This window comes from Agrobacterium rubi TR3 = NBRC 13261, assembly GCF_000739935.1.
In the GTDB taxonomy this organism is placed as follows: domain Bacteria; phylum Pseudomonadota; class Alphaproteobacteria; order Rhizobiales; family Rhizobiaceae; genus Agrobacterium; species Agrobacterium rubi.
The window spans coordinates 1-23,486 of sequence record NZ_BBJU01000038.1; the positions used below are offsets into that span (position 1 = coordinate 1).

Genomic DNA, 23,486 nt, shown 5'->3' on the forward strand with positions numbered 1-23,486 from the left:
CACTTTCCATTACAGGAAGCGCGTGCGCTTCGTAAGATAGCCATGCCTTGCGGCCGCGTTCGGCGCTGCCCTCCACCGCCCGCAGGATGCGCTCGGTGCGCGTTAGCTCACGCCACAGCGAAGCAATCGGGACAAGGCGCTCGCCGACACTGAAGAAGGCCCGCAGATAGCCATCACGAGCCCGCTCAAGGACGACGCCATGACCATGCTCGTGGTGGGTAATGCGCTCACCGGGCTGGAACTGAACCTCTGCCGTCACGCCACCATCTCACGTTATTCTCAGGTGGAACAGACCCGCCGGCTTGCCGCCATCGCGCAGCAGGATCTCCTGCGGATATTCGTTGGCCTGTCCCCACAGGACGCGGCCTAAGTCGATCTGATGGCCGTGAGGCGCATGGCACAACCAGGTCACCTCATCGGTGGCCGCCTGCGTCTTGATGCGGTTGTGCCCGCCAGGCAACCAGAAGGCCAGCGCGGCGTCGCCTTCGTACTCGTCCTGGAAGGAAAGGATCGCGGGTTTAATCGTGTCGCCCAGCCATGCCTCTGCATCTGCCGGGATAAGCAGGTCGAGGCTACCATCCAGCCCCGCAACTACCAGAGTGTTACCTCCATTGCTCGGCAGATCGTCCGGCCAGTTGCCGACCGCTCGTAGAAACTGGCGCAGGCTCCAGACCTCGCTGGCCGCGCAAATCTGGTTGCGGGCTTCCTCGTCCCACACCCAACTGGCGCCGCGCCGCTGCCATACCGTGTCCAGCAGTTGCCTCATCGCGCATAATCCTCGTCGTCAGCGAACAGCGATGCCTGAACGGGCAGAGGCGCCTGGCTGGATTGCCAAGTCTTGTAGATCGATACCGCCCGAGAGGCCGCGTTGCGGGTGGGCTGGTCCGGGCCATTGCGGTGAAGCCATTCTAGAAGCGGTCGCAACGCGACGTGCGGCTTGAAGTGTTCATTCTTCAGCGTGTCCGAGGCATTGATTCCGCTATTATCGAAGCAAGCACCGATCAGCACCAGCGCTTGATCCAGATCGGAGGTCAGACGGCGACGATGTTTGCCCGACCATTCCCGCGCGAATTCCAACGGTTCGGCACGAGTGAAGATCTTGTTCTTCTCCGCGCACCAACCACGCTGCACGAACTCGTCCGGCGTGGTGATCGACCCCTTCAAGAACTTCTGCAACTGATCGCGCTGGAGATCGACCGCGCTGCCGAAGGTGCGTAGAAACTGGCGCGTGAACGGCTCTGCGTTGCCCGGTGGCGGTTCCTTGCCCTTGTCGGCATCATCGTCGATGAGCTGATTGATGCCGACCAGCGCATCCTTGACGGAAATAGCCCGCCCTTCATCGACATAAACTTTGCCATAGTGGCGCGAGAAATATTCCAGCGCCTTGCCGCGCCTGATCACCTGAAGGTCTGCGGCGGGCAGGCCCTCCTTGGCGTGGTTTTCCAGCATAGCCTGCAACTGGCGCACGTCGCCCATCACTTCACGCCGCATCCGGCCCCAACTCACCGGCTTGGGCTCCTCCGTACGTTTGCGGCAGACGTGGATGATGTCGTACTCGATGGTCTTCGAGCCGAACTCGCCGTCGCCCTTGGTCTCGTCGGAACGGATCGGATAGGTCGCTTCGAGGTAGTAGCCTGCGTCAAACAGCGACTCCAGCACCGCAACCCATGGCTCATCCTCGCTATGATGGAAGGTGAAGGCTAGGATGCCGCTGGGCTTGAGCGCACGATGGGCCTCTCGCCAGCACTGCGTGAGCAGGCGCTGATAGAAGCCATCCGGGTCTTCCGGTTCGCGCGCCTTGTTGGCAACCGCTTCCAGGGATTTAGGCGTGTAGTCGGCCTGGAAGTAATCCGGATACTTGTCCTTCAACACTAGGCGCAGCCAAACGTAAAAGAAATCTGATAGCTCCGAATAGTGTAGCAGGCCGCCGAAGGGCGGATCGGTGATGACCAGATCAAGACTGGCCGTAGGAATATGCGTGAGGTCGGTGGAAGAGCCTTGATGCACGCCAACCTCGCCGACAGGATCACCAGGATAAACTTTCTCGCTCTTACCTGAAATCGACTCGGCCAAGGTTGCATCGCGCCGCTTCAGTGTCTCAAGGCTGACCGCTTCCCAAGGCTGCACCGCCCACTCGCGTCCCTCGACGATCCCCTCGATACAAGCCAGCCAATTTCCGCGTCCCAATGTCGGGAATACACAATTCTCGACAACAGTGGACTTCGGATGGAAATTATTATTCGCAAACTGCGGCTCCAGCTTATCACCTTGCACATTCCATAGGGTGAATTGGCTCTGATTACGCAGATATTGCTGAAATGCCCCAAGAACATATTCGCGCGTCTTCCATTCATAGTCGCCAGATTCCACGATGGACTTGAGCAAAAGGGAGTGAACGAGCAACTGGCGGGGATTAAACATTGTCCACCAATGCGTGAAACCGTGGTTCGGCACACCGCCCTGTAGATGATGCGTCATGAAGCCGTAGGGCAGTTCAGAGCGCGGCCAATAATCTTTCAGGTCAGCGTCCTTTCGCGCCTCCCATTCGGCAAACGCGGTGTCGTACTGCCGCGCGTGCGCCGCGTCATAGGCAGCAAAAAAACGCCCGTTGTAGGGCTTCCTTGCGGCATTACGCTTGGGCGCATATCCCTGCACAGCATAGGCTGCCATTGGCCCGGTCTTGCCAGTGGCCTTGATGGTAGTGAGCACATCTTGCACGGTGCCGCACGCCGAGCAGGCATAGTTCGACTTCTTCGGAACCGTGCCTTTTCCCGGTGCGAACGTGACGCCCGTTTCCGGGTCAGTCACCTCGTCCGGCAAGGTGCCGCGCACCTCCAGAAAGCGGATCTTCGAGGCACGCATCGCGTCCCATCGCGTAGTAGCCGCGACATCATCCTGCGCCGAGCCACCGTAGGGTTGGCCGCTCGCATCCTGTTTCGCCTCGCCGGCCAGCCATTGCGGATGCACCAGCAGGCTCAGTTCCACCTTCTTGTTCTTGCCCTTGCCGAGCTTGACCATCTCCGCGTGACCGCAATGCGGGCAGACGACGCGCTTCTTCGCATCGAGCACGGAATACGGTGTCTCGCTGGGCGCAACGTATAGCGGCACGTCGGGCGCCATCCGCGCGGCGTTTTCCTCGACATGGAAGTCAGCACCGCACTCGCGGCAGCTATGTTCCCAATGCTTGACGGTAAGCGTCTTCACCGCCATCACCGGACTGGTCATGATCGGCGTGCGATGGCCGCAACCCGTCACCTGACATGGGCCATGTTTGGCCCAAAAGGTGTAGATGACTTCCGGGCCTTCGTATTTATAGTCCTTGCGCTCATCGCGGGGGATTGAGAGCGCGTCGAAATTGGTGGGCATCGCCTTCTTCGTCGGCAGATGCGTCCACGTTCCTTTTTCGCCTTCCGGGCCATCGCAATAATAATACGGCATGATCTGCGGCTTAACTTCGGCCTCGATGTCGGCGAGGAGCTTCTTCACTTCATCCAGATCGACGTCGGCCAGTTCCTGCTTGACCACAAACCATGCCACCGGGTTCAGGTCATTACCGACCATCTGCATCCCGAGGCGTGAACCTTCCACCAGCGTCGTGCCGCCGCCCATGAAGATGTCGGCGACCTTGAGGTTCTTGAACGCCCCCTTCTTCTGGTGATTGGCATAATAGTTGTCCCAGACCAGCTTTGCTGCGTGGGAAGGATCTTCCGGCGCCCTGGTCGCCGCGGCAATCAGCATTGAGCGGAACACGCTGGAGCGACGCCGCGCCCACCACTTCGACATATGGTAAATCGGCTTGCCCGAATTGCCCTCAATCACCGCGACCTGGTTGACCGGCAAAATCGGGAAATCGACTTCCAAGCAGGTTTTGGGGCGGTTCGGATCGTTGAAGTCGACGGTCTCGAGCGCAACGGCCTTGCCTGCGCCGACGGCTCTGGCGACCTCTTGTGCGAGTATTTCTTTCATGGTGGCCATTAACCGTAATCCTTACTTGGTCAGCTCAACGAAGGGCGACAACACCTCTAACAGTGATAGTCCGCCATGCGTGAGCGTCGGGTAGCCGCCGGGGCTACGCCATTTTCTGCGGCCTAACGCCAACAGGTGTGCGCCGTGCGGGCTGTCGATTTGCAGCGCTACGGGCGGCACGAAGGGGCCGGTATTACCTGCGCCAAGCTTGCTGCGCCCGCTGGAAAAAGTCTGTTTGAGAAACTGGCCGACGTCGCCGTCCGCATCTGGAAAATATCCCGTGGCGGCATAGCCGTGATCGGAGGTTATGACCAACCGTCGCCCGGTAGCAAGCCGTTCCACAAACGCCCAGAAATCATCGCTAGTTAGCTGCTCGGCAGCATCTCGCGTCAATGGTTCCAGCCCCTGGCCGGCTCCCGAGCCATCGTGTAGCTTGGCGTCGGGCCAATGGTGCCAGAAGATTTGATTGGGCGCGTTGCCGATCAGGGCCTCGCAGTCCTTCCACGGCAGATCAACGGTTTCCGTCTGCGCTGGTTGCAGCCGATGACCCAGACCGCCGCCATTATTCTGGAGCTTACTGCGGCTGGCAAAGCCGAGGGCACGTGCAAATTGGTCGGTTTCGCTCGGCAGTTCGGAACCGTGGGCGCTAACCTCATGAAGGGTAAAGCCGCGCTCCTTAGCCCCCTGCAACAGCCATGGCAGTTCACGCAGCGAAAGCCCATCAAGGATCAGCAGCGCCTTAGCGCTGAAAGGTTCCGCCCACCAGCGCCCCAATCGATCCGAAGTCCGTTCAACGCTGCCGCCGAACGCCCGCCACAAATCCCAACCGCTGGATGACAGGAACAGATCCAACTCACCAATTTCGCGGTCGCGCCTGACGACCTCGCTCGCCGCATTGGCTACGGCCAAGGGCTTGGAGGCCACCTCGACCGCCTGGTTGACGATGACCCGCCAAGCATCGGTTTCCGTCCCTTGCCCAAGAGTGTGCAGCGCGCTGACCGAGAGGGCCATCAATCACCCTCCTTCTCAAGGTTTAGCTCAAAGGTCATACCTTCCGGCAGCTTCCTGAGCAATTCCTTGAGCTGCGCGCCGGTGGCGGCCGACACCTTGATCGACACATCGGCAACGCGTGTGGCTGGGCCGATTCCCCAACTCTCGATCCTGCCGATCAGGTTCAAGGGCGAGGTAGCTGGATTGGCGAGCGGGATGCGCGATGGAGCGGTGGGGCCTCCGCCGCCAAAGATACCGCCCGGCGCGGGATTAGAAGGAGAACTGGTCATTCCATCGCCCCCTGGCATCGGCGATGTGGGAGATGTCGTCACAACCGTACCGTCGCCATCGAAAAGCCCACCTCCTGCTGCCGTCGGCGGCGATGACTGAGTAGCCCCGCCCGTCACAGACACCGCGGAGGGCAACATCACAAACACATCGTCGAGATGCCGCCCCGTGAGCGAGAGCTTAGGGCGTAAGCGTTGCCATGCCGTATCCTCATCCTCGCCCGGATGGGTTTGCAGATATTCCATCCCGCGCAAGTTGAGAGCGATCTTGCCCCTGGCACACAGGCGCAGCAAGCGCTCTTTCATCGCGGTTTCGCCTAGCCAAGGAATACAATCCTGTCCAGCGGGGCGCGGCTCTTGCAGCTCGCGCAGCAGCTTGCCGACCGCTTCGTTGTTGTTGGCGAACTCGATCACCAACTCTTCGAAGTCCTCGGGAACAAAGAGATCGCTGGTTAACGTTTCTTCTATTGCCTCAGGGATCTGGGACCCTTGTTTGTCGAGACGCTCGATACTGAATTTGCATTGCGCTGGGTCAGCGAAATTCCAGCGCGACAGGACCGCGAAGCGATCGAACCGCTTCTTAAGATTGTCGCGCAGGGTGCTCTCAAATTCCTTATGCAACTTCCTGTATTCAGGATTTTGGAAACTCCACTCCTGCGCCTTCATTTCGGCTCGAGCAAGAATAAGCAGCTCGCGGTCAACAAAAGCATTTGTGCTGCCTGCACGTGGCAACAGAAAGCGCACGGTATTGCGGCGCTTCTGCAATTGCTCCTTGAGCCAACGCCCCAATGTGGCATCGAGCTTGTCCGGTTCCTCGGGCAGTACAAGAATCGGAAGGCGATCGTCCCATCGGTCAGGATGCTCGACATCATCGAGCGGGGTCCACGGATCGTTGGCCCAATTTCTCGGCAGAGCGATCACGCGAAAAGTCTTGGCAACCTCATCGCTGCCAGCAATGACGTAGCGGACCTGTTTGGCTAGCTGCGCTTGATCGGCTCCATCGGCGAACAGCTTGTCGTTGCGCGCGTAAGCGATCACTTTGGCGCGCGGGTTCTCCTCCTCCCGGAAAAGCAGCTTGGCGCCTTCCTGGTGGATGTTGAAACTGTTCTCAACAATCGTCGCAAGTTCGACCTGAAAAGCGTTGTCATCCACCGGCTTGTTGCGGGTGATGTCCAGTTGCAGCATCGCTGGCTCCGCTCCGGCGAGATTGCCCACGGCAATTGAGCGTAGCCATAACGCGCCGACGATCTCTTGCAGATGCGGCACGACACTGGCGTGATCGTGCCTCGCTTCCGTCACTGAGATGATATTTTGCTGCGCCTTCTCGCGCAGCGTGCGGTGATGCTGGTTGGCAACAGCTTCTAGTAATGCGCCAATACCCGAAGACGCATCATCCAGCCGGAAGTCGGCTGCGGTCAGCAGTGGGGCATTCTCGCCACGACTCTTGAACAGGTTCGCCAAGATTCGGATCAGATCGCGCGTTTCCTGTGCGTCGGTGGCGATGAGCACCTGCTCTTCGAGCAAGCGTAGCAGATGGGGGGCGTAGGGCCAGGACTCAGTGAATTCCTGACGTTTGCGATCCTGCTCGGCCGGTGGCACGTCGAGAAGACGGAAAGACTCGGAAACGTGATGCGCGACGAGCGCTTCGATGGTGCCATTGGCGATCTGAAGACGATTATCGAATAAGCGGTGCAGTAACATCCGGCGACGATCCTGCTGGATGCGTTCTGCATTACCCCCCGCTTTAAAATCGATGGCTACCGGATTTACGCGATGTACCTGCTGATACGCGTCACTGCCGCCATTCCGCACCGAAATCACCAACACCAGAAGGTCAGGGCGTTCTTTGGCTATCTCGGAAAGGATCTGGATAAAGTTGAACGCCCAATGCTTCCATGGATATTGCTTGGTATTCGTCAGGCCATCATACCACGTCTGAAACTCGTCTAGAAGCAGCATCGTAGGCTTGTGCTCCAACAGCTCCATAATGAGCTTGTCGGATGGAATTTCGGTCTGGGATGTGCCCTGACCTTCCCATTTGCCCTTGATAAAAGAACCGTGGGGATGGTTGTCGAACAGCACGTCCCACAGAAACTTGTAGCGTTGACGGTGCAGGCTTTCGCCGATGACGTGCATCCCGTCACGCAGCGCGATACTGCCGATGTTCGGATCAGCCAGCCTCGTGGCCCACTCCCTGAGCCACCCCCCTGTTGATGTCGGATCAGTTACCGCATGATAGAGCGCTGCCATCAAGTGCGATTTACCGAGACCGCGGTCTCCGATAACGACTACAGGGCGACCTTGGTTAGGACCTACCGCCTCAATCCCTTTCAGTAGGTCATGAGTGGGATAAGTGATTTTGAGAAACTGCGTAGCAGCAATTTGGGTTGCCCCCGTTTGCTGATCATTTGATAGTTCGATGGCTGTGCCTTTGAGGCGCTTCCCCCGAAATTCCTCTCTTAAAGTTAGCCCCAACATTACCTATACTCCACCTTCCGCGGTTGAAGCACGGAAAGGCTCAACCCTAATTTTATCTGCCCGACGCATGACCTCCGACAACTCATGATCGAGCTGCCGCACTAACCACTCGCGGGCTGGTCGCCCGAAGGCTTTCTCTAAACGAAGCGCCATCTCTGGCGAGATACCCGAACGCCCATTAAGCAAATTGCTGAGCGTCTGCCGATCCACGCCTAAGACTCGCGCAGCTTCGGTCACGCTCAAGTTATACTTATCAAGGCAATCTTTCCGGACGAGAGACCCTGGGTGCATTAGCTTAAGAATCCGAGCGACTTTACCTTTAGGGAGCCATATACTGATAATCGACACTCGACAAGATCTTGCGGATAGACCGTCCTTTCCACCCGCTAGAGAATCCCTCTTTGGGGACAGCCATAAGCCGCTCTCATGGCGCCGGCGCATTGCGGCTCCTCCTATATGTGATAATGTCCTTTATCACATATAGGAGGGGTTATGGCGCGACACTTGCGGACGAATATCGAGATCGACAATTTTATTACGAAAGTCATTGCCGAGGCTAATCACCACGCGCCGAATGTCGCTGCGATCATAATGCCTCTTTCGAGTGCGGTAAGGGCGCGGTTGAATCTGGCAGTTGATAAAGTCGAGGTTTACGAGCGAAACGGCAATCTGGCGAGGACATGCTGGGTAACGATTGGCGGTAACCGATACACATTCACGTACAATTACAGTTCGGGCCAGATTGATCTCAAAGCCGGGTCTTTGCAGGGGGTGCTTAGGTCAAGTTTTGACAACCACACTCCTCACGCTGCAATCTTACTTCAAGCTGCGCGGCTTTGAATTTGCACGAGTTGCTTAGGGGGTAGAATGACCGATTTCTCAAAAAAATCAGATGGTGAGATCGATCAGTGGATCGTAAACTTTGAAAAGCAGAGCCGGACAGGCGCTCCGCTTTATTTCGAACTCCTTGAGGAGCGCGGCCGCCGGTCCGGAAAACGGCAGGGGCTCGATCTTGAGAAATCGCTCTCGGCCCTAAAGCAGGCGGCGATTTCAGGGAGCTGCATTACCTATGGCGACCTAGCAAAAGCAAGCGGCGTCGAGTGGAGCAAGGCGCGGCATCAGATGAACGGAAAACATGGTCATCTGGATCGGCTGCTGGAAATCTGTCATGCGCGACAATTGCCGTTGCTGACGGCAATCTGCGTCAACCAAAGCGGGCTGCAGGATGGGGAGCTGGAGAAAAATGCCCTTTCCGGTTTTGCCGAAGGCTCGCGGCGGATCGGTCGCTCCTTTGTGGACGAGCTGGCGTTCCATCATGCTTGCCGCGAGGAGTGCTGGACTTGGGGCAGGATGCAATGAGCTTCGTCATTGCATCCGAAGCGGAGATATTGCCGGTCGCAATTGCGAAAAGCGCAGAGCGGGTGCGCATGCGGTTCCTTGAATTCTTCACCGCCCGGATTCGTAATCAGAATACCCGCCGATCGTACCTCAAAGCTGCTTCAGAATTTTTAAGCTGGTGCGATGCGCGAGGCGCGCGCTCGCTTGACACGATCACCCCTATTCATGTTGCCGGCTGGGTCGAGGAAATGACGCACACGCATTCGGTGCCGACCGTCAAACAAAGGTTGGCGGCGGTGCGACACCTGTTCGACTGGCTCGTCACGGGACAGGCTATGGCGTCCAATCCCACCCATTCCGTACGCGGCCCGAGGCACTCCCGTAAACGCGGTAAGACCCCTGCCCTCTCGGCCCAGGAAGCCCGTCAGCTCCTGGACAGTATTTCCACTGAAACACTAATCGGCAAGCGTGATCGCGCCCTGATCGGGCTCATGACCTACACGTTCGCCCGCATTGGTGCCGCGACGAGCATGGAGGTGCGTGACGTATACATCCAGAATCGCCGGCTATGGGTTCGGTTGCACGAAAAAGGCGGAAAGGAGGTTGAACTGCCCTGTCATCATTCGCTTGAAGTCTACCTAGACGAACTTATCGAGGCAGCTGGCCTGCAGGATATGCCCCGAGCGCCGTTGTTTCAGACAATCCGGCGTGGCACTGATCAGCTCTCTGGCAATCCCCTGCCCCAGGCCAACGCCTATGCGATGATCCAGCGTCGTGCGATCGCGGCAGGTATCAGCACTGCCGTGTGCAACCACACATTTCGGGCGACGGGTATCACCGCCTACCTGAAAAACGGTGGAACGCTGGAAAAAGCAGCCAATATTGCTAATCACTCATCTACACGGACAACGCAGCTTTATGATCGCCGAAGTGATGATGTAAGCTTAGATGAAATCGAGCGGATTTTGATTTAAGAAATAATTTAGGGAGTAGTTGGGCTGTGGCAAAGTTAAATCACAATAGACCAACGCTTCGCCTTCTCGACAACTATAGGCGTGAGCTGAAGTCACAGGTACACGAATATAGAAGCTCAGAAGCAGTTTCGGCAAAATCGATTAGTGATAATAATGACATGCCGGATGTGAGCCAGTCTGCGCAGGAAATTATTTTTTCCATGTTCGATGCCGCGGGACTCTATTTTGAGGCGCTTTCAAACCTTCTGAAAACGTTGTCGCCCGATGCTGGGAAATCGCTGAAGAAGAAGAAGGCTTCGTTGCAAAAAGAAATAGAAGACGCCAAGTCGAACCTTACAAATGCATGCGTTGAGCTAGTAGTAGAAGCCATGCGTGAAAAATTGGAGGGTAAAAAAGGCGTCATAGACTGGCTAATCTGGTTCCAAGACGAGGCGCAACGCACAAATGATTACGGTCTGCTTGATATTATGGAAATCGGTATAAAGCCTGCCTTTCAAAGGATTGACGCCGCCATCGAGGGAGGCGCCTTCCGGCAGGATTTCAGCTCTGCTGGTCGCTGATGAGAGCGTCAATTTTTTTGCGAATACCGTCGGCGACTTCATGCGCGACGAGCTGCGCACAGCGGGCTCTGATGATTTTTTGCTGATTTATAAGTATCAACATCGCGCCCTTGAAAATAAGGGGTTGCAGAATCGGGCAAATCAGCGATTACATGTAACCATGACACGTAAAATGATCGAATCGCGGAGGACTGAGGATGTTCGAAAGAACGTCGCGGCTCACCGTGCGCGGCTAGCGGCCGCCGGTCAGGTTGCGTTGAACACCTATGTTCCGGGTGAGCTAATCGAGGCTATCGACAAACTCAAGGAACAACGGGGCGTGCAATCGCGCGCTCCGATCATCGAAGAAGCTTTGAGGTTCTATATCGAGAACGCACCGAGGGCATAAAACGAAAAACCCCTGACCGTTGGCGCGGTAAGGGGTTTTTGGATATCGGAACGACCGTGTTTGGAGGACCGTAAGAATGCCTCCAACATAGTCGAGAGACTGCCAACCTGCAAGACATGAGTCTTGTGGGAACGTAGATTCTTTGTCCGCTGTCCATGCCCTCCAGTTGGAGGACGAAGGACGATGTTTGCACAAATTGGGGCGGTGCTCGCAGGGGCACCGGCCGAACGGGAACGTACGCCCGTTCGAAGGCAATCCCGCGCGGCCGGGAAATGCGAAGGCGTATTCTGGCGACGGACGAACCGGCAAGAGGTCCGCCAGATCGTGCTGGCGGCGCGGCGCTATGAACTGGCATGCAGAGAACCTGGCTCCCGCAACGGCCCCCTTGGAGGGGTAGCGATTGAGATATTGGAGCTGTTTTCCAATCTGGTTGATTTTCGCACCGGCAGGCTCGAACCAGCGATAGAAACACTCATGCGCATGCTCAGGCGCTCACGTGATGCTATCGTGCGCGCCCTAAAGGCGTTGCGCTCACATGGCTTCCTAGACTGGCTCCGGCGCTACGTGCCGACCGGCAACGAGGGGCGCGGACCACAGGTCAAGCAGACCAGCAACGCTTACCGGCTCTCCCTTCCTGCCCGTGCCAAGCAGTTCCTTGGCCGGTTTGGCGCGACCCCTCCCCCGCCTGACGATCATGTACATGCCGAGACCGAGCGTCAGGCCGAGACCGAGGCGCATCGGGCAAGCCTTCCGCTAGACGAGTTGGCCTTGTTCGACGTGGGCGACAATCCCTTGGGACAGGCGCTCGCCCGCCTTGCGAGATCGATGAAACAACGTGAGTCCGCCAGACAGACTGAATCCCCATCTAGTTCTATAAAAGATAGGGAAGAATAAAGCGGTCGCCGCTGATCGGGACGCTATCGCGTCCCTGCGGCGGTTCCGACCCGCGTAAGTGCGGGCCGGTTGGCACCCTCATGGCCAAAAACGCATCGTTCGCGTTTAGGGCTGTCGTCGCATGGGCTTTTGAGGAAAGTGTGTGGAGAGGATGGTGCCATTATCTGATAGCAGCTTGTTAGCTGATAGCACTTGTTAGCTGCTAGACATTTATAAGCTGCTTGTATGCAGCTATTTAAAGGTTTATAAATTGCGCGCAGCTAACATGCTGCTTGGTATCTAATCATAGGAGGACGCATGGCAGTCATATCTTTTGTTTCCAGCAAAGGCGGGGTGGGCAAAACCACTTCAGCCGTTGTCCTGGCGGGAGAGTTAGTTGCGGCCGGGCGCAAGGTCGCGTTGATTGATGCAGACCCCAACAAGCCGCTTGAAGCTTGGTCGCGGCTTCGGCCATTTCCCGAAAACCTGCGTCTCATAGTCGATGACTCGGCCGAGACCATTATCGACACGATTGAGGATGCCCGCGCCGAAGCGGATTTCGTCATTGTCGATCTCGAAGGAACTGCAACTGATCGCATCGGCTTCGCCATCGCGCGGTCAGATTTGGTGCTGATCCCGTTGCAAAGCTCTGTTCTGGACGCGGCAGAGGCAGCGAAGTCGGTCAAACTGGTGCGTCAAATGTGGAAAGTGGCAAACCGGGAAATCCCATATCGCGTGTTCTTTACGCGCGTGCCGCCCGCAATCCGCGAGCGAACGGCACGCGACATAGAACAACAGTTTTCCGGTGCTGCGGTCCCAGTGCTCCGAGCAACTTTGATCGACCGTGCGGCTTATCGAGCCCTATTTTCTTTGGGCGGCACTCTGCACGAACTGGAAAAGGGCGATGTGTCGGGGCTGGAAACTGCCAAGGAGAACGCGCGCGAATTTGCGCAAGCCGTTATCAATGCGACAAGGGGAGGTGACGCATGACCGGCGACGAGAAGAAACGCGCCACGCTCGATTTTGGTGATGAACTAGAATCGCCGCTGCCAGCCCCGCCCGTCGATCCAAACGCAGTCAAGGCGGCAACGCGGGCAGCTGGATTCCGTGAGACTCCAAGAGCCCCGGAGCAATCACCGCCATCGGGCGCTAAGTCTTTGCGCCGCACCCGGCGCAAGACAGGCCGAACAGAACAATTCGCGACACGCCTGCGCGCGGATACCATCGAAGCGATTTACGGTTATGCAGATCGCCATGAGATCACGCTTGCTGAAACCATTGAAAGGGCAATAGCGGCGCTTGCGGACGATAAGCGATAGCGGCTCGCTTGTCAGATTATACAGGTTTTGATATAAAGGTGCAGACGGCATGAAGGATCTGGTTTTCCTTGGGGATTCTCTTGAGCAATTGAGGGATTTTCCAGAGCAGGCGCGGAAAGAGGCCGGAGTGCAGTTGCACAAGGTTCAGCAGGGCATTGAGCCTAGCGACTGGAAGCCGATGACGAGCGTCGGGCAGGGAGTGCGGGAAATCCGCATCCGAGAAGAAGCCGGAGCTTTCCGGGTGCTCTACGTCACTAAGATAGAAGATGCCGTCTATGTGCTGCACATCTTCCAAAAGAAAACGCAGCAGACCGCGAAACGCGATTTGGACCTAGCCGCAGCCCGGTTGCGGCAAATCTAACGGAGGTGAGCTGATGGAACGTCAGAGTTTTGCGAATGTATGGGACGCCTTAGAGAACACGCCGCAAGAAGCTGCCAGCATGTCGATGCGGTCTAATCTCCTGATCGCTGTAGAGCAGAGAGTGCGTAGTTGGAATCTGACTCAGGCGGAGGCGGCCAAGCGTCTCGGAATCACACAGCCCCGGCTCAATGATCTGCTACGCGGCCGGATCACAAATTTCAGCTTGGATACTCTGATCAACCTTGCAATCCAGGCCGGGCTTGCGGTTCGGCTTGATATTGCCGAGGCCGCTTGAGCTGTGCAGCAGCTCCGGCCCGAAGGTGAACGCGCTCCCACATTGCGCCGTAGAGAGCCGGAGGGCTGTACTTAGAAAGCCCTGGCGTGCAGCGCCAGGACCGTTTGTTACTTTAACTCAGTGCATTCTTAGGGTTGGACAATTAGGGTCAGTGGATACACCCAACCCAACTTGTCTCTAGTCGGTGGCGGGCTGCTTGCGTCACAGCAGGATCACAGTTCTCGGACAAAACGAGGCCATACGGTTTTCTCGTGGGCTCAAACATGCCGTCGTCGGAATCTTCATCAATAGGGAAGGAGCTTGCGAGAGCGTATCTGATCGATGCCCATAGCTCCCAAACCAGTTCCAGTTCGCCGTCATCTCCCGGGTATACACGACCTGCAGGGACCATTTTGTTGAAAAGACCGAGCTCGCCCAAAAGCATAGTTGAGATAAAATGAGCAGAACAATCGGCCAGCTGTATGCCGATAACGGTCTTTGAATCACAACCAGAAATCATCTTGCATCCAGGAGGTATGGTTACAGCTTGAGGGATCATACCTTGATCGAGATAGATCGTGCTATCGACGAGATCACCATTGGCGGCTATCGTCTCGCATAGCGCAGAAGCCAATTGCATGAGGTTTGGTCTCTCGTTCACCGGGCAAATACCGACAGCGATTTTGCATTCGCTAAGAATGTCCTGAAAACGATCTCTTAGCTTTTGAGCACTGGCATTGCCGCTCATCTTCATGCTGCTTTTGAATTCATCGCGGCCTGCGACAAAGCCGCAATCGCCGAGTGCTTTCTCCGCTTTCTCAATATTGTCCTTGGTAGCGCAGACAGCTGCGAGAACAATGAAGTTCCCGCGCGTATGGATGCTCTCGTCGATATAAACATCCATGATCGTATTTCCTCTAAACCAGACTATATGAATTAATATCCTAGTTTTCAGGTTGATGGAATTTTAGAATAATTATATGAGTAACAAGCTGTGTTTTTGGTACCCAAAAACGCTTGTCAGGGCGTTGCCCTGAACCCCTAAGAGGGCGCCTGAAAGGAGCGGCGATTGACGGAACGGCAACACGCCCGAGGCGCAGGCGGGCGACCCCGCAAAGCGCCTGACGAGAAGCGCACCGAGCGACTGTCCGGCCTGCGGCTGACAGCGGCCGAGCGCGTTCACGTCGAGGCTCAAGCCGCGCTCGCCGGGTTGCCTGTTGCTGAGTTTGCGCGGCGTGCGGTGCTTGGAATCAAGATCGCGCCCGCCCGTGCAGCTACGGACGAACGGGCTATTGCCGAGGTCTATCGCGTCGGTGTGAACCTCGCTCAGATCCTCAAGGCCCTGCACTTCGGCCGGGGCATACCGAACGATATTGCGGACACCATGGCCGAGGTTCGTTCCGCCATGGAAAGGTTAGCGCACGATGGTTCCTGATATCGCCGGAACGGGGCACAGCTTTAAGGGAGCACTCGCCTATTACTTGCATGACAAGCGGGCGAGCGCCGACTTGCCGCATCTCTCCAGTAGCGACCGGGTAGCGTGGACGGAGACCCGCCATTTATTGACGGATGATATGCATACGGCAATGCGTGTCATGGTCTCTACCGCTAAGCATGCGGATGTGTTGAAGGAGCGTGCCGGGATAAAAAATACCGGCCGAAAGTCCGCCGAACACGTCTACACCTATTCGCTTTCGTGGCATCCCGACGAGGCGGCGACTCTCACGCGTGATGAGATGGTGCGAGCAGCCGACGCCAGCTTGAAGCTGTTGGGAGCAGAGAACCGGCAGGCGGTCATCGTGTGCCACACCGATCAGAAGCACCCTCATGTACATGTCATCCTGAACCGGGTCGATCCGGAAGATGGCCGCATGCTGTCTACCAGCAATCACAAACGGAAATTTTCGGATTGGGCCAATGCGTATGAGCGGGAGCGCGGTCGCATTCTGACACCTCTCCGGGAAACGAAGCGCCAGCAGCGCGAGCGGCATCCGGATGCGGAGAAGCGTCGAGAATATATTAAACAGAAGCTCGCCACGGCAAAGGAGCAGGTTCATGACCCGAAAACCCGGGCTGTAAGGCTCCGGGAGCTTGGCGCTAACCAGAAGATCCAGCACCGCGACCAGTGGCGTGACCTGGCTGCACGCGAAAAGACCGGTCGAGATCAGATTTACCGATCGAGTGCCGTCGCGATCGCCGAGACGATCGAGCGGCACAAGACCGAGTGCAAGCCGATTTGGGCGCAGCACTTTCGAGGCGCTCGGGCAGAGGAGCGGCGGTTCAGCCGGCGTGAGCAGTGGGTGAGCGGAGTTGTCGTGAACGCCTTTGTGGCGGCGCGACACCAGCAGAACACCGGCCAGCTCAATGACCGGGGCCTTTTGACCGCTACGCTCGCCAATGTGTTTTCCTCCCGTGCACGAGAACAGGCGTTTATGCAGGCGCAGGAACTGACACGCCAGCAACTGGCCTCCCGCCTGAAATCCATTGGCGATAAAGAGGTTGTCGATCTCAAGGGCCAGCGCTCGCAGGATCTCGCCCAGCATAGAGATTTTTTCCAGATCGAACGCGGCGCTCTGATCGAGCGGCAGGATGGCGAGCGAGCCAAGCTGCGCGAGGCGTGGAAACAGCTCTACGGCGACCGTTCAGAGTGGTCACGGCCGACCGGGGAGCAGGGGAGAAAACCCTATCGGGCAAACGATAGGAAAGCTTCCTACGCCGCCATGCGACAGGAAACCGGCTCTCCTGTGAGCGTCGACGAAAAAAAGAGCGCCTTTGCCGCCGTACGGGATCAAAAAGCAGCTGAGGGTGGCAAGGTCGGATTTGGCAAGATCAGAGGTGTGGCCAGCGAGCGGCCATCAGCAGACGCGCAGAAAAACGCTGAGAAGGTGACCGAGCAAGAGCGTCAGCGATTGATGCGAGGACCGGATTGGGGTGGAGAGTAAAACAAAGGAGGCTCCCTCATGGAAAAGGAAAGAAGCGGTCTGCCTAATATAGATTGGGGATATAAAAGACTAGTTCAAGAATGGTCTGAGTTAAGTTTGCGATTAGATTTATCAAATCGTGATATAAATCATAGATTAGGATATTTCAAGCAAAAATATATCGAAGTTCGATTACTATATCTCAAAAAAATAATAGATAGTCCGGCTATTCAGAAAGAGTATGATGCCCTACATGATGCATTCCTGGAAAAACGCAGATTAGAGAAAGAATCTCAAGATGAAATAGAAAAGAAACGTAAAGAAGAATATTGGGAAGCATTACGAAAAAAAGTAAAGATGGAGGCAGAAGAGCATGTTCGTAAACATCAATCGGAATTATTAAACAAAAAAAATCTACGAGTTGAAACAAATAATGACATTGAAAAAAAGAAAATTGAATCTGATCCAGTAATATTTATTGGGCTTGAGGGTGTCGTTACATCTCTGAAAACTCGAATGTTTCAACGTACATTCGATCCTGATGCTATTAGTCTGATCGCCCGGCTGGCGCGGAAGACCGGCGCAAAACTCCTGCTCATGTCTCCAATGGTGCAAACATGGCCAGGTGGAGCCAAGGTGCTACAACAAAATCTTATTGCCGAAGGTTGGTCAGCCGATCTCTGGCACAGTGAGATACTGCTCCCGGTCAGTGGGACCGCTATTTGGCAAGAGCTGGCCACATGGCTTGCGCGAAGAAACTGTGATGACTTGTCAGCCTTGGTCATTGGTCCAGATGGCAATCGGTATCCCGGTAAGCTTTCTGGTGATGTAGGCGATTTCTACACTTTCCCGGCAGATGGGTTCACCCAATGGGATTACTTCGAAATTTTGAGCATGCTCGGACTGTCCGACGACGATGTTGTTCCGCCACCCACCCGGCCAGCGAGTGGATTCCAGACAACGCCGGGCAAATGGCGTGGAAGAAAGATTACCGGGGCATCGCCAGTTCGGACGACCCACGTCCAACCCTCATTTCCACGACCATCATGACCAGCAAGATCATATTCATTGACATCGACGGGGTTCTTTTTCCCGTGAAGGATCATGTCACGCCCGGTAATGCAGTCCTGCTAGCAGAACGACAGAGCGGCTTTCTCGATGGATTGCGGTTCAAACCGGAGGCCGTGGCTCTAGTCGTGAAGCTTGCCGAGCTGTCAGGGGCAAAGCTTGTTCTAAGCTCAAACTGGCGGCGGATATGGGGGAGCGACGCGGACGGATTGATGCGGAAGCTGGTTGCGGAAGGATTGCCCGCAGAGCTATGGCATGTCGATTGGTATCTTCCTGTTCTTGGTTTGAAGCCCAGAAAGTTCGATGAAATAGCAGACTGGATCGGTGATCATTCGCCATGTCGCGCATTGATCATCGATGATGACCCGATTTTGCGTGGGAAAATTCAGAATATTGGGATTGTCGTCACAGACGAATATCATGGGTTTGGGTTTCAAGACTACCGGGCCGCTTGTGAATATTTCGGGATCGAGGTCAGCGCGTAAAATCCGCCCCTTCGGCCCTACAGCCCTATGTGAGAGAGCGGGCCTACGGAGGCTAGCCCGTAAAAGCGCGTGGCGACCATACGAAAAAAAGTTCGCTGATAGCGAACAAAGTTCTTGATATTCTCTCTTTCCTTCGCTATCTATTAGTCATCGTATGTTGAGCAGGGGATAGTCATCACTCTCTGAAGCCTCGCAAGGGCTTCGTGGAAGGCATAATAACCTTCTAAATTCCGACCGGCAGGTGCGTGTCACATGGCGGCGCGGGCGTGCCCCGATGGCGGGGCACGCCCGTACAGGCAGGGTTTACCGTTCTCGCCCCACTTTCCAAGCCTCGATGGCGCTCTCACAACCGTGAGGGTGGTTTGGAAAGGACCAAATGATGGAAACGTCAAAGCATACTGATCGAGAACGGCGGCGGACGAAACTGAAGACTAGGAAGAGCTGGCTTAAAAACCTGCGTAATCCGAAGACGGTAACGTCCTTAATAGCAGTAGGAAAGCTCATCGCCCACGTGTTGTGGTTCCTGGTGTGGCTCTACGATCTGATTATTAAGGTTCTGCGGGAGTAATCCGCCGCCCTGTTTTGTATCTGAACAGGAGTTTTAATATGTTGAACGAGGCCCTTCGGCTGATCCGTGTTTTCCATGACATGAAGCAGAACGAGGCGGCGGAAAAGCTTGGGATCTCTAAATCTTACCTTTCCGAAATTGAGAAGGGTCATAAAGAGCCGTCGCTTGATCTGCTGAGAAAATATGAAGCCGCTTTCGACATACCGTCGTCATCGATCATGTTTTTCTCTGAGAATTTAGGGAAGTCTCCGGCTAGGGAGAAAGCTCGCACTTTCGTCGCGTCAAAAGTCATCAGCATGATGAAGTTTATTGAAGAGCGCTCGGAGCGAGCCCATGCCGAATGATAGAAAAGCCTATCCTCTGCATCAGTCTCCACTTTTCAAGTTGAAGAGCAAGAAGCGGCTTAGCGCCCTTCTTAAGCTAGACATTAAGAGCATGCAGGAACTGGCAAAAAGCGCGGATGAGCTTTACGCGGAATTTGATGTTCCCAAAAAAACTGGTGGCGTTCGGGGAGTGGAAAATCCCCGACGCCAGTTGAAGTTAGTTCAGGCAAGGATTGCCCGATTTCTTGGCCGCATCGCACCACCTGATTATTTGTTCTGCCCTGTGAAGGGGCGTTGTTATGTCAAGAACGCCGCACAGCATCGAGGACAACGCGTTGTCCGTTGCCTCGACATCAGAAAGTATTTTCCCAGTACGCCTTCCCGGCGCGTGTTCTGGTTTTTCCGCAATATTATGCAATGTGAAGCAGATGTGGCAGCGATCTTGGCGAAGCTTGCGACCTACAGAGGTCATCTACCGACAGGAAGCCCACTTAGCCCGATAATGGCATTTTTCGCTCATTATGATGTTTGGGAAGCTATTGCGAGCCACTGCACGAGGCATGGCTATCGCCTCACGGTTTACATTGATGACGTGACCATTTCGGGCACGACACTTTCACCCACTGTTCTGTGGGATATCAAGCGCGCTATCCATAGATCGGGATTGCGCTATCATAAAGAAAAGCACTTTGTGGATAGGCCAGCTGAGATCACCGGAGTGATCGTCAACGGAGAGCGTTTAGTAGTCCCTAACCGACAGCTAAAGAAGTTGTTTGAGATCCAGCGTGATCTCAAACAGCCTCTCATCCGGGAGGTTGAAAGCAAACTACGGGAAAAGTTAACTGGTCTGCGGGGACAGGTGGCGCAGGTTGCCGCTGTCTAAGAACTATTTCAAACTGATAAATTCGAGGGGTTTGAAGCCCACAACTATTTCGACGCACTGGAATTCCTTGGCGTTGACGACAGAGACGTGAAACCGCCTAAAGGGTTGCCGCCAGAACGGGGCGTGCGGTTCTATCCTACGGTGCAATCAGCGCGCCCAAGACCTGCTCCTTCGATGTATCACCCATGAGCATGTTGCCATTTTAACCCGCCCCGTCCGGCTCTACAGCCCTATGTGAGAGAGCGGGCCTGCGGGGGCTAGTCGGCAAACCGCATTGCAAGAGACGGCCGTGAAGGCCGGAATGCACGCCGCCAAGGCGTGCAAGCCCTATAAAAAATAACAGGACTTTTCGCCATGTGCACCCGGACACTCATCAATTCAACGGCAGCCGGTAAATAGAGGTGGCCGATCAAATAAACTCAGCCATTAGCCTCAAAACACGCTTAAATTCGTCATCGGCTCCCCCTCCCCCCTGACGGGTTCCTCCAAGAGTCGCTGTGGTGTTTCTTTTGAAAGTTTGGTAGTTATAACCGTAGGTCGATCTGCCAAAATTTCCATTTTTACCTGCAACCCAAGCCACAAGGTCGGCTTGTAGCTGTGGATGAGCAGCAACATCAACTGGCTTGGTCGGATCTTCCCCCTGAATCAGAGGGATATACTGCGGGAAATCTTCCAGGAATTCTTGGCTGACACCAATTGCCTGCGTTACATGCCCTCGTGTTCCATCTGTTTGTCCGATGCCCTTCATTAGCACGCTCCATGCCAAATGAGAGAAACGGCCATAATCTTTAATTTCTGAAAGGCAATTTTTGAAGAACCATTCCTTAGACTTTAGAGCCATAACTATATCTCCATGAACAAGATTTTCCCAAAATCATGGTCAGCGATTCTCGCGAGTTTGCAATGATTTTACGTCAATTCGCGGGGGTTATTTCAACATATCCGATCAATTCGGAGGAATAACTACCATCACCGTTTGCCGCCCACTTGTGCTTTAGCTCACGTTGCAAAGTCGGTTCAACGGCTTGTACGAACAATTCCGCCCGCTGTTCCGCTTGAAATACAGGCAGTGACGCCTGAGCATGAAGATGTTTGTCACACAAACGTTCGACAGCAGGGACGCGTGTGCCATCCCGTTTGACAGCAATAGGCTGAACCACCACACGACGCTCGCCATTTCCCGCAGAAGTTTCCACCATCCAAAGAGATAGTATTACCGGCTCATCAACATCGCCTGAAACGGCGATGCCAATTTCCTCGGGAGGAACATTGCGCCAACGTTCAAGCTCCACCACCACTAGCGGATGGTCCAAGCCCAATAAGTGCAAGCCGTCCTGATTTGCTGCAGCTTCTCGACTCAGAGTGAAGCGACTGCGACGAACACCATCGGAAGTGATGAGATCATATGTGGCGTCGTCTACCTTTACCAGCTTCTGTTGGCGATCCATAATTGCCGCTGTAAGGAAACGCACCAGTCGATCCAGACTGGACGATACATCCGCAAATGGCTTGTAGTCATCCAAACTGAATCCATTGAGGTCTTGAAACAAATCGAAGACAACCTGCCGCGCCTCACGAGAATTAGATAGCGCAGCCTCCAATTCCACTTGGGTACGTTTCAATTCAGGATCAGACAAAGCTTCTTGGTACAGACGGTCATAATTTAGTCTCTCGGACAACTGCCCCAAGATCTGCGCCCGCAGATCTTCAGCAATATTACCCTGTTGGTCGACCTTTCCAACTGTTCGCGCAATCTCGGTCAGCTTCTCGTCCAGCAGCAAGAAGATGCGTCCCTCAATGGTGTCCGAGAGGACGAGGTTATAAACCTGCGCTGTGTGGCTCTGTCCGTAGCGGTGGATGCGCCCGATGCGCTGCTCCATGTCCATCGGGTTCCATGGTAGGTCGAAGTTGAACAAGATGCGGGCGAATTGCAGGTTAATACCTTCACGACCGGCCGCCGTGCAGACCAGCACACGCGGTCCGTCCTTCTGCCGGAAGCGGCGTTCTGCAGCCACCTTGGCTCCATGATCTCCCCCGCGTAGCACCACAACGCCCTGACCGGGGAAGGTCTGCTCGATCTCGCGGGAGATCATGTCCACCGTACCAAGATAGGTAGCGAAGATCACAATCTTCTCGTTCTGGTTCTGTCGCCAAAGCGTCCCTAAGCCATCGAGCAGCTTCTGCATTTTGGTTTCTCGCTGAGGCGGAAACACGCCCAGAAGATCGCTAATACGGAGACGCTCTTCTGGCAGGTGCAGATTGACAACCGCGGAAGCGGCCTCTTCGGCGTGCGAGGCTGAATATTCGCTGTCGTAGGGATCAGAGGCCATTTCCAGAGCTTCCTCGTCCAGCTTCTTGACGAGCCTATATTTCATGTCGGCCAGCACGCGATCTACCTCGCTGCGCCCAACGCTGTCGCGTGGCAGATTGAACTCTTGGTGGATCAGTTCACGCGTTTCTTCGATTAGCCGCTCCCGTCCCTCGATATCCAATTCCTTGTCGCGCAGCAGCGCCTCGTGCAGCGTCAGCATCAATAAGCGACGCTTGAGCGTGCGACGGACGGCCGCGAAGCTCGAAGCAGCGATCTTCTGGAAGATCGCCATCAGGAAGCCCAGCGCGCGTCCTTTGTTGCCCTGACGACGCGCAAGATCGAAGCCATCCTCCAGATACTCGCGCAGCTTTTCGTAAAATAGCCGCTCACCCTCCGCCATGACGAAGGATTCGGTATGAACCCAACGCCGCGCGAATAATGGTGAGCCATCCGGCTGACAAGCATCCGCCTTGGTGCGGCGGAACATCACCGTGTTGAGCCGGTGGCGGTTATCCAACATTTCCTCTGGGCTGCGGAACAACGTCGGGTTCAGCAGTTGCGCCAGCATCCAGAACTGGAAATGGTTGCCTTGGTGCGGCGTGGCCGAGAGCAGAAGCAGATCGCGCGAATGATCCTTCAACGCCTCCGCCAGCTTGTAATTCTCCGTCTTCCTAACCTTGCCGCCAGTACGGTAGGCGGTCAGGTGATGCGCTTCGTCGAACACCACCAAATCCCATCGCGGCGCATCTAGCAGCCGCTTGATGCGCGCCGGTCGCTTCAACGTGTCGATGCTGGCGATCAGACGATCGTGCTTTGCAAAAGCGTTGGTCTTGCGATCGGTGACGTCGCCTTCGGAGCCGAATACCTCGAAATCGAGATTGAACACCTCGTTCAATTCGTGGTGCCAGTTGTTCACGAGGCCGGCGGGCACGACCATCAAAGCGCGGTTTAATTCGCCCCGGCTGGCAAGCTCTCGCAGGATCAGTGCGGTTTCGATGGTTTTGCCTAACCCCACCTCGTCGGCGATCAGATAGCGCCGGGGTGAAGCTGTGGCGATGCGGTGGGTGAGGACAACTTGGTGTGGCAGGAGGTCGATCTTGGCTGAGGTCAGAGCCGAGG

At 55.6% G+C, this 23,486-nt stretch carries 25 protein-coding genes; 16 read left to right on the forward strand and 9 right to left on the reverse strand.

Translation table 11 applies throughout. The annotated features are described in order from the left end of the window. The 6 genes from RRU01S_RS24255 to RRU01S_RS24280 form a co-directional block, all read right to left on the reverse strand. A partial coding sequence (locus tag RRU01S_RS24255) for a hypothetical protein (RefSeq protein WP_045232809.1) occupies nt 1–259 on the reverse strand: 259 nt, incomplete at its 3' end. A gap of 9 nt (nt 260–268) precedes the next feature. Further along, nucleotides 269–766 carry a hypothetical protein gene (locus tag RRU01S_RS24260; protein ID WP_045232810.1) on the reverse strand — a complete coding sequence of 166 codons (498 nt, stop codon included), beginning with the start codon at nt 764–766 and terminating at the stop codon, nt 269–271. Next, nucleotides 763–3,975: a hypothetical protein gene (locus RRU01S_RS24265; protein WP_045232811.1), complete on the reverse strand. Its 3,213-nt coding sequence runs from the start codon at nt 3,973–3,975 to the stop codon at nt 763–765. Before RRU01S_RS24265 ends, RRU01S_RS24260 begins: the two co-directional genes overlap by 4 nt. 12 nt (nt 3,976–3,987) lie before the next feature. Further along, nucleotides 3,988–4,977: a hypothetical protein gene (locus tag RRU01S_RS24270; RefSeq protein WP_045232812.1), complete on the reverse strand. Its 990-nt coding sequence runs from the start codon at nt 4,975–4,977 to the stop codon at nt 3,988–3,990. Then, a complete protein-coding gene (locus RRU01S_RS24275) occupies nt 4,977–7,493 on the reverse strand; it encodes a DUF499 family protein (protein ID WP_234936258.1) in 2,517 nt (838 codons plus the stop codon). The genes RRU01S_RS24270 and RRU01S_RS24275 overlap by 1 nt, the downstream gene beginning before the upstream one ends. 231 nt (nt 7,494–7,724) lie before the next feature. Beyond that, nucleotides 7,725–8,162 (reverse strand): HigA family addiction module antitoxin, encoded by a 438-nt coding sequence (locus tag RRU01S_RS24280; RefSeq protein ID WP_327787165.1) that lies wholly within the window; start codon nt 8,160–8,162, stop codon nt 7,725–7,727. A 51-nt stretch (nt 8,163–8,213) separates the two neighbouring features. On the opposite strand from RRU01S_RS24280, the gene RRU01S_RS24285 reads away from it, so the two are divergent. The 10 genes from RRU01S_RS24285 to RRU01S_RS24330 all read left to right on the forward strand — a co-directional run bounded on the left by RRU01S_RS24285 (nt 8,214) and on the right by RRU01S_RS24330 (nt 13,829). Beyond that, nucleotides 8,214–8,561, forward strand: a complete 348-nt coding sequence (locus tag RRU01S_RS24285) for a Vch_cass14 family protein (protein ID WP_045232815.1) — start codon at nt 8,214–8,216, stop codon at nt 8,559–8,561. A 27-nt stretch (nt 8,562–8,588) separates the two neighbouring features. Beyond that, entirely contained in the window at nt 8,589–9,080 is a 492-nt protein-coding gene (locus tag RRU01S_RS24290) for a hypothetical protein (RefSeq protein ID WP_045232816.1), read from the forward strand. Further along, nucleotides 9,077–10,033 (forward strand): tyrosine-type recombinase/integrase, encoded by a 957-nt coding sequence (locus RRU01S_RS24295; protein ID WP_045232817.1) that lies wholly within the window; start codon nt 9,077–9,079, stop codon nt 10,031–10,033. Before RRU01S_RS24290 ends, RRU01S_RS24295 begins: the two co-directional genes overlap by 4 nt. A gap of 26 nt (nt 10,034–10,059) precedes the next feature. Beyond that, nucleotides 10,060–10,593, forward strand: coding sequence for a hypothetical protein (locus RRU01S_RS24300; RefSeq protein WP_131367842.1), 534 nt, complete (start codon nt 10,060–10,062; stop codon nt 10,591–10,593). Between the two features lie 40 nt (nt 10,594–10,633). Beyond that, nucleotides 10,634–10,981, forward strand: a complete 348-nt coding sequence (locus RRU01S_RS26660; RefSeq protein WP_234936259.1) for a ribbon-helix-helix protein, CopG family — start codon at nt 10,634–10,636, stop codon at nt 10,979–10,981. A gap of 183 nt (nt 10,982–11,164) precedes the next feature. Further along, complete coding sequence (locus RRU01S_RS24310; protein WP_045232819.1) at nt 11,165–11,875, forward strand: replication protein A; 711 nt, start codon at nt 11,165–11,167, stop codon at nt 11,873–11,875. A 297-nt stretch (nt 11,876–12,172) separates the two neighbouring features. After that, nucleotides 12,173–12,844, forward strand: a complete 672-nt coding sequence (locus RRU01S_RS24315; RefSeq protein WP_045232820.1) for an AAA family ATPase — start codon at nt 12,173–12,175, stop codon at nt 12,842–12,844. Continuing rightward, entirely contained in the window at nt 12,841–13,173 is a 333-nt protein-coding gene (locus tag RRU01S_RS24320; RefSeq protein WP_045232821.1) for a hypothetical protein, read from the forward strand. The genes RRU01S_RS24315 and RRU01S_RS24320 overlap by 4 nt, the downstream gene beginning before the upstream one ends. 49 nt (nt 13,174–13,222) lie before the next feature. After that, a complete protein-coding gene (locus RRU01S_RS24325; RefSeq protein ID WP_045232822.1) occupies nt 13,223–13,534 on the forward strand; it encodes a type II toxin-antitoxin system RelE/ParE family toxin in 312 nt (103 codons plus the stop codon). 13 nt (nt 13,535–13,547) lie between these two features. Next, nucleotides 13,548–13,829, forward strand: a complete 282-nt coding sequence (locus tag RRU01S_RS24330; RefSeq protein ID WP_045232823.1) for a helix-turn-helix domain-containing protein — start codon at nt 13,548–13,550, stop codon at nt 13,827–13,829. Between the two features lie 148 nt (nt 13,830–13,977). On the opposite strand, the gene RRU01S_RS24335 is transcribed toward RRU01S_RS24330, so the two are convergent. After that, nucleotides 13,978–14,712: a DUF3800 domain-containing protein gene (locus RRU01S_RS24335; RefSeq protein WP_045232824.1), complete on the reverse strand. Its 735-nt coding sequence runs from the start codon at nt 14,710–14,712 to the stop codon at nt 13,978–13,980. Between the two features lie 165 nt (nt 14,713–14,877). On the opposite strand from RRU01S_RS24335, the gene RRU01S_RS24340 reads away from it, so the two are divergent. From RRU01S_RS24340 to RRU01S_RS24370, 6 genes are all read left to right on the forward strand, one after another. Beyond that, nucleotides 14,878–15,243: a plasmid mobilization protein gene (locus tag RRU01S_RS24340; protein WP_045232825.1), complete on the forward strand. Its 366-nt coding sequence runs from the start codon at nt 14,878–14,880 to the stop codon at nt 15,241–15,243. Next, nucleotides 15,233–16,750, forward strand: a complete 1,518-nt coding sequence (locus RRU01S_RS24345) for a relaxase/mobilization nuclease domain-containing protein (protein ID WP_045232826.1) — start codon at nt 15,233–15,235, stop codon at nt 16,748–16,750. Before RRU01S_RS24340 ends, RRU01S_RS24345 begins: the two co-directional genes overlap by 11 nt. Nucleotides 16,751–16,768: 18 nt before the next feature. Continuing rightward, a complete protein-coding gene (locus tag RRU01S_RS24350; protein ID WP_045232827.1) occupies nt 16,769–17,779 on the forward strand; it encodes a hypothetical protein in 1,011 nt (336 codons plus the stop codon). Next, a complete protein-coding gene (locus RRU01S_RS24355; protein WP_045232828.1) occupies nt 17,776–18,282 on the forward strand; it encodes an HAD domain-containing protein in 507 nt (168 codons plus the stop codon). Before RRU01S_RS24350 ends, RRU01S_RS24355 begins: the two co-directional genes overlap by 4 nt. Before the next feature lie 606 nt (nt 18,283–18,888). Then, entirely contained in the window at nt 18,889–19,194 is a 306-nt protein-coding gene (locus RRU01S_RS24365) for a helix-turn-helix transcriptional regulator (RefSeq protein ID WP_045232830.1), read from the forward strand. Next, nucleotides 19,184–20,056: a reverse transcriptase family protein gene (locus tag RRU01S_RS24370; protein WP_045232831.1), complete on the forward strand. Its 873-nt coding sequence runs from the start codon at nt 19,184–19,186 to the stop codon at nt 20,054–20,056. Before RRU01S_RS24365 ends, RRU01S_RS24370 begins: the two co-directional genes overlap by 11 nt. Before the next feature lie 409 nt (nt 20,057–20,465). Here the strand turns inward: RRU01S_RS24370 and RRU01S_RS24375 are convergent, their stop codons facing one another. Together RRU01S_RS24375 and RRU01S_RS24380 are read right to left on the reverse strand one after the other, a co-directional pair. Next, nucleotides 20,466–20,897 (reverse strand): alpha/beta fold hydrolase domain-containing protein, encoded by a 432-nt coding sequence (locus RRU01S_RS24375; protein WP_045232832.1) that lies wholly within the window; start codon nt 20,895–20,897, stop codon nt 20,466–20,468. A gap of 73 nt (nt 20,898–20,970) precedes the next feature. Further along, the coding region (locus tag RRU01S_RS24380) for a DEAD/DEAH box helicase (protein WP_045232833.1) at nt 20,971–23,486 on the reverse strand (2,516 nt) is incomplete at its 5' end.